This window comes from Planomonospora algeriensis, assembly GCF_977012225.1.
This window is the reverse complement of record NZ_CDRNDK010000023.1, coordinates 26,984-33,165: the sequence shown is the minus strand read 5'-3', so window position 1 is coordinate 33,165 and position 6,182 is coordinate 26,984. Positions and strand designations below refer to the sequence as shown.

The window sequence follows — 6,182 nt, the reverse complement described above, 5'->3', positions numbered from 1 at the left end:
GCCGACCTCCGGTCCGCTCTGCGCGCGGCGGCCGGCCCGGCGTGGTGTTCGCCGACGCCGTCGCCGACGTCCGTCCCTGGTACGCGGCGGCCGACGTGGTCGTCCTCCCCTCCCGCTGGGAGGGGCTGCCGCTGACCGCGCTGGAGGCGCTCGCGAGCGGCCGTCCGCTGGTCGCCGCCGACGTCCCCGGCCTGTCGGAGGTGGTCACCCCCCGGGTCGGCGCCCTCGTCCCGCCCGAGGACGCCGGGGCCCTGGCCGAGGCGGTCGCCCTCCGGCTCCGCCACCCGCTGCTCGCCCACCAGGAGGGGGGCGGCCGCGGTCTCGCGGGCCGCGGACTTCGGCGTCCGGCCCGTGCTGGACCGTCTGGCGGCGCTGACCTGGCGCGTCATCCGCGACGTGCGGGTGGACGCGGCCGGAGCCACCGCCGGGCCGTCGGCCGGGAGCGTCCCGGTCTCCCGATGGGACGAGGGCGACGGGGACGCCGGGGGCGCCGGGGCGCGTCAGGGCGGCGCAGGAGCCGCCGGGGTCCCCGTCCCTCCGCCCGGCCGGGAGGCGGCCGGGCCCATCGACTCGCGGAAGACCTGAGCCGAGCGGGGGTTGTCCCGGCACTGCCAGACCCCGTGCGGGCAGTAGTCGGAGATCGAGTGGTAGGCCACGTCGTGGGTGCGGATCCACTCCAGCATCCCCCGCACGTACTCGGGGCGGTCGCCCCGGCGGAACAGCCCCCACTCCGGGAACGAGATCGGCTTGCCGCGCGCCGCCGCGAACCGCGCGTGGTGGCGCATGCCGTACGGCTGGTCGAGATAGTCGTCGAAGGTCCCGCCGGGATGCTGGTCGTAGCTGTCCATGCCGATGATGTCGACCACGTCGTCGCCGGGATAGCACTCCGTCCAGGGGATGGCGTCCCGGCCCCGGCTGGGGGCGAAGTCGAACCGGAAGCCCTGGCCCTTCACCGTCCGCATCACCGTGACGATCCGCCGCCAGTAGGCCTTCCAGGCCACGGGGTCGGGCGCGCAGCGGCTGGAGTAGGTCGTCCCGTTCATCTCCCAGCCCAGCACGACGATCGTGTCGGCGGCTCCCGCCGCGACCAGCCGGGCCGCCAGCCGCCGGAAGACGGGGTCGAAGGCCCCCTTCGCGCCCGCGCGCAGGAGCCCGGCCACCTCGGCGTCGGGCAGCCGCCCCTCGTTGGGCGCGACCATCGGGACGTTGACCGCCAGCACGCGCCCCGGCGCGGCGGCGCGCCAGCGGGTCCAGGGGTCCAGGATGAAGTCCGGCCCCCGCAGGGCGGTCCAGTTCTCCCCCGGCAGGTACGTCCGGCCGACGGTCGCCCGGCGGCCGCCGAGCCAGGCCTCGAACCGGGGCAGCCGCTCGGTGCCGCGCGCGTCGGAGGCGAGGAACACCCCGAACGGGACCGCCGCCGCGGGCCGTACCGCCCGGCCGCCGTCGCCACCGGCCGGCGGCGCCTCCCCCCGCGGCCCCGAGATCGCGAGTACGGCGAGCATCCCCCAGCCGAGTGTCCTCACCCGCCTCCCGCGCCCCGTCCTCGTCACCCTCGCCGTCCCCGCCATCCGCCGCACCGCCTCCCGGTGACCGCCGTCCGCAGGGCGCGGCCCCGAACGGCCGGCGGGACTCCGCGCGGCCGCCGAACGGATGCGCACAACGTCCGGATTTTTCAGTGAAAGCCATGCTCGAAGCCGATTATCGGAGGGGGTCCGATATTGCTTCCATATATCGAGGAAACGCCTCCGGCGATTCACCGGTATCCACAGGAAGCTTATATAGTGAGCGGCGGGCATCGACTGGTCCAGATTAACCAATTCATGTGGCGGGCATATTCATGAGCACGATCGAGCCGGCGGAGAGCGGCCTGCCGCACCTCGACCGGCCGGACCATCCGATCCGGCCGGACCACCCGGCCCCGCCGGACCGTCCGATCCGGCCGGACCCGGCCGTCCCGGCCCTGCTGCTCCGGCTGGACGACAACGTCCTCCACCACGGCACGCTGGCGGCCGTCCGCTCCCTGGGCCGGGCCGGGGTGGAGGTGCACGCGGTCCTCGAGGGGCGGCACGCCCCGGCCTCCCGCTCGCGCCACCTGACCCGCATGCACCGCTGGCCGGACGGACCGAGGACCCCGGAGGCGCTGACCTCCGCGCTGGAGGCGATCGCCGGAGCCATCGGGCGCCGCGCGGTCCTCATCCCGATGGACGACGCGGGCGCCGTCTTCACCGCCGAGCACGCCGCCGCCCTCGCCCCCCTCTTCCTGCTGCCCGGGCAGGTCCCCGAGCTGCCCCGCCGCCTGGCCGACAAGGCCTCCCTGGCCGCGCTCTGCGCGAGCCTGGGCGTCTCCCACCCGGAGACCCACGTGATCGGGACCGCGGGCGACGCGGCGGCCGCCGTGCGCAGGCTCGGCTGCCGCTGATGGCCAAGTGGGCCAGGCCCTGGCTGCTGCCCCCGGGCTCCGGGCTGCGCAGCACGACGCGGGTCCGCACCGCGCAGGAGGCCGCGCGGCTGGCGGAACGGACCGGCGGGCCCGGCGGCGAGCTGCTCTTCCAGCGGTTCGTGCCCGGCGCCTCGGGCTCCGACTGGTTCTTCCACGGCTACTTCAGCGAGGGCTCCCGCTGCCTGTTCGGCGGCGCCGGCCGCAAGGAGCGGGCCTACCCGCCCCGCGCCGGCCTGACCACGCTCGGCCGGTGGCTGCCCGACCCCCGCGTGGAGGCCGTGGCGCGCACCCTCGCCTCCAGGCTGGGCTACCGGGGCGTCCTGGACCTGGACTTCCGGTACGACGCCGCCGCGGACGTCTACCACCTGCTGGACTTCAACCCCCGTCTGGGCGCGCAGTTCCGGCTGTTCACCGACGAGCGGGGCCTCGACCTCGTCCGCGTGCTCCACCTCGACCTCACCGGAGCCCCCCCGCCCCCGGGCCGCCCCGCGTACGGCCGCACCTACCTGGTCGAGAACTACGACGCGCTGCCCGCCCTCCACGACCGGCGCGCGCGAGAGCTCACCTGCGCCGGCTGGCTCCGGTCGCTGTGCGAGGCCGACGAGTTCGCCTGGTTCGCCGGCGACGATCTCCTGCCTTTCGTGACCATGGCGAGACAGACAATGAAACGAGGCTTTAACCGCCTCGCCCGCCGCCGCCGGAGCCTTTCCGCGGCACCGCGTTAGAATTTTCGAAGCATTCGGAGAACAAGGGGTCAACCGCGGGTCGATTCCTTTACGGGGGATTTTAAATGAGCAAGGAGAAAGCATGCGCACGCCGGTAATCGACGTCGCCGTCGTCGGTGCGGGCCCCTACGGGCTCTCCGTCGGCGCCCATGCCGTCGCGGCCGGACTGGACGTGCGCGTCTACGGCCGCCCCATGGAGTCCTGGGAGCGGCACATGCCCCGGGGGATGCTGCTCAAGTCGGAGCCGGCCGCGTCGAACCTCGCCGACCCGCACCGGAGCTACGGCCTGGACGCCTACTGCCGTCCCCGAGGCCTGTCGTGCGCCTACGGCGAGCCCGTGCCCGTGGAGACGTTCGTCGACTACGGCCGGTGGTTCCGGGCCCGGACCGTCGGGGAGGCGCTCGACCCCTCCTCCGTGACCGAGGTCCGCCCCCAGGGGAGGCTCTTCGCGGTCGAGCTGTCGACCGGGGAGACGGTCATGACCCGGACGGTGGTCCTGGCGCTGGGCTTCCTGCCCTTCGCCCACCGGCCCGCCGTGCTCTCCGGGCTGCCTCCCGAGATCTGCACGCACAGCTCCGAGCACCACGACCTGTCGGCGTTCGCGGGCCGCGACGTCACCGTGGTCGGCGCCGGGCAGTCCGCCCTGGAGACCGCGACCCTGCTGCTGGAGGCCGGAGCCCGGCCCCGGGTGGTGGCCCGGGTGAACACCCTGCGCTGGAACAACGTGCCGGAGACCGGAGCCTCGGCGCTGCGGCGGCTGCTGTCCCCGGTCTCCGGCCTGGGCACCGGCTGGCGCTCGTGGATCTGGTCCGAGCTGCCCGGCAGCGTGCGTCACCTCCCGCCCGCCACCCGTCACCGCATCGTCCGCACGACGCTGGGCCCGGCCGGGGCGTGGTGGCTGCGCAAGCGGTTCGACGGGCACGTCCCGGTGGTGCTGGGGCAGACGCTCGCGGGCGCGGTCCACGGCGACGAGGTGAGCCTGACGCTCCGCGACGAGAACGGCAGCGTCAGGACCGTCCGCACCGAGCACGTGATCGCCGCCACCGGCTACCTGGTGGACGTCGAGCGGATGGACGTCCTCGACGGCAACCTCCGCTACGCCATCCGGCGCACCGGGACCTCTCCCCTGCTGACGAAGAACTTCGAGACCTCGGTCAGCGGCCTGTTCGCCGTGGGGCTGGCCGCGGCCGGCACGTTCGGCCCGGTCATGAGGTTCGTGCACGGCACGCACTTCGCGGCCCGCCGCGTCACCCGCGGCCTGGTGGCCGCCGTGCGGGCGCGCTCGATGCTCTCCGGGGTCTCCGCGCGGCCGGTCCGGCCCCGCGAATACATCGGCTGAGGTTCCACGCCGGCCCCTACGACTCCGCACGGCCCCGCACGGCCTCCGGCTCCGGCGCCGCCGTACGGCCCCGGCGTCACCGTGCGGCTCCGCACGGCCTCCGGGAAGTGACGTTATCGTGACGAACCGGACAGGCCCGGCGGGCGTCTCACCAGGCGGACGACACGGAACCCTCGGGGAGAAGACCATGGAGCGCACTCCGGACCGGCGGACATTCCTCCGGATCGGCGGCCTGGCCGCCCTCGCCACCGGCGCCGGGCTGCCCGCCCGCTCCGCTCCCGGCCCGTCGGACTGGAAGGCGCTGGGCCGCGGACTGGACGGCAGGCTCGTCCGGCCCGGCGACGGCGCCTACGACGCCGCCCGCCGCCTGTTCAACCCCGCCTACGACGGGGTGCGGCCGGCGGGCGTCGCCTACTGCGCGAACCCGTCCGACGTGGCCGAGTGCGTGAACTTCGCCCGCCGGATGCGGGTGCCGCTGGCCGTGCGGTCCGGCGGGCACTCCTACGCGGGCTGGTCCACCGGGACCGGGCTGGTCGTCGACGTCTCGCCGATGGACACGGTCGCGTACGCCTCCGGGCGGGCGACCGTGGGGGCGGGCGCCAAGCTCGTCGACGTCTACGACCGGCTCGCGGCCCGCGGGGTGAGCATCCCGGCGGGCACCTGCCCCACCGTCGGGGTGAGCGGGCTGGCGCTGGGCGGCGGGATCGGCGTGGTGTCCAGGAAGTACGGTCTGACCTGCGACGCGATGGAGTCGGTGCGGATCGTCACGGCCGACGGGCGGCTGCTGGACTGCGACGCCGACCATGACGCCGACCTGCTGTGGGCCTCGCGCGGCGGGGGCGGCGGCAACCTCGGGGTGGCGGTCTCCTTCGGCTTCCGGACCCACCCCGCCCGCGAGGTCACGGTCTTCACCCTGCGCTGGCCGTGGGCGAGGGCGGTCCGGGCGGTACGGACCTGGCAGGCGTGGGCGCCGTCGGCCCCGGACGCGATCTGGTCCACCCTGCACCTGAGCCGCGACGGCGGCGGCACGGACGTGCGGCTCGTCGGCCTCCACCTCGGCGGCAGGGCGGAGTGCGAGCGGCTGCTCGACCCGGCGGCCGACCGGATCGGCCCGGCCTCCTCCGTCTCCGTCAGGGAGGTCCCCTACCGGCAGGCCATGATGATCATGGCAGGCTGCTCGGACCTGTCGGTCTCCCAGTGCCACCAGGGCGGGTCCCTGCCCGGCCAGACCCGCGACGGCCGGCTCTCCCGGGACCGCTTCTCGGCCAGGTCCCACCTGGCCTACCGCCCGCTGTCGGAAGCCGGGGCCAGGACGCTGGTCGCCGAGGTGGCGAAGGCCGGCGACCACACCGTGCTCCTGGACGCCCTGGGCGGCGCGGTCGGCCGCGTCCGCCCGGACGCCACGGCCTTCCCGCACCGGGCCGCGCTGTACAGCGTGCAGTACTACGCCCACCGCTCCGGGGCGGCCGGCTGGACCCGCGCCGCGCGGGCCGCGATGCGCCCGCACTTCGGCGACCACGCCTACGTCAACTACGTCGACCCCGAACTGGACGGCTGGCGTACCGCCTACTACGGGGCCAACTCCGCCCGGCTCGCCCGGATCAAGGCCGCCTACGACCCCGGCCGCCTCTTCCGGCTCCCGCAGGGCATCTGAGCCGGTCCTCGGTCCGTGTCCGGC

The 6,182-nt window shown here is 75.2% G+C and carries 5 protein-coding genes and 1 pseudogene; 5 read left to right on the top strand and 1 reads right to left on the bottom strand.

What is annotated here, in order from left to right:
* Positions 1–41: 41 nt before the first annotated feature.
* Positions 42–227, top strand: a pseudogene (locus ACWJ6R_RS04780) (glycosyltransferase); the annotation flags it as partial.
* A 273-nt stretch (positions 228–500) separates the two neighbouring features.
* On the opposite strand, the gene ACWJ6R_RS04775 reads toward ACWJ6R_RS04780, so the two are convergent.
* On the bottom strand, positions 501–1,523 hold the full coding sequence (locus ACWJ6R_RS04775; RefSeq protein ID WP_449061016.1) for a glycoside hydrolase family 26 protein: 1,023 nt from the start codon (positions 1,521–1,523) through the stop codon (positions 501–503).
* A 314-nt stretch (positions 1,524–1,837) separates the two neighbouring features.
* Here ACWJ6R_RS04775 and ACWJ6R_RS04770 point away from each other — a divergent pair, with 314 nt between their 5' ends.
* The 4 genes from ACWJ6R_RS04770 to ACWJ6R_RS04755 all read left to right on the top strand — a co-directional run bounded on the left by ACWJ6R_RS04770 (position 1,838) and on the right by ACWJ6R_RS04755 (position 6,158).
* A complete protein-coding gene (locus ACWJ6R_RS04770) occupies positions 1,838–2,419 on the top strand; it encodes a hypothetical protein (protein WP_449061015.1) in 582 nt (193 codons plus the stop codon).
* A complete protein-coding gene (locus ACWJ6R_RS04765; RefSeq protein ID WP_449061014.1) occupies positions 2,419–3,165 on the top strand; it encodes a hypothetical protein in 747 nt (248 codons plus the stop codon). The genes ACWJ6R_RS04770 and ACWJ6R_RS04765 overlap by 1 nt, the downstream gene beginning before the upstream one ends.
* An 82-nt stretch (positions 3,166–3,247) precedes the next feature.
* Positions 3,248–4,504 carry an NAD(P)-binding domain-containing protein gene (locus ACWJ6R_RS04760; RefSeq protein ID WP_449061013.1) on the top strand — a complete coding sequence of 419 codons (1,257 nt, stop codon included), beginning with the start codon at positions 3,248–3,250 and terminating at the stop codon, positions 4,502–4,504.
* Positions 4,505–4,691: 187 nt separating this feature from the next.
* Positions 4,692–6,158, top strand: coding sequence for an FAD-binding oxidoreductase (locus ACWJ6R_RS04755; protein ID WP_449061012.1), 1,467 nt, complete (start codon positions 4,692–4,694; stop codon positions 6,156–6,158).
* The last annotated feature ends 24 nt before the right edge of the window (positions 6,159–6,182 follow it).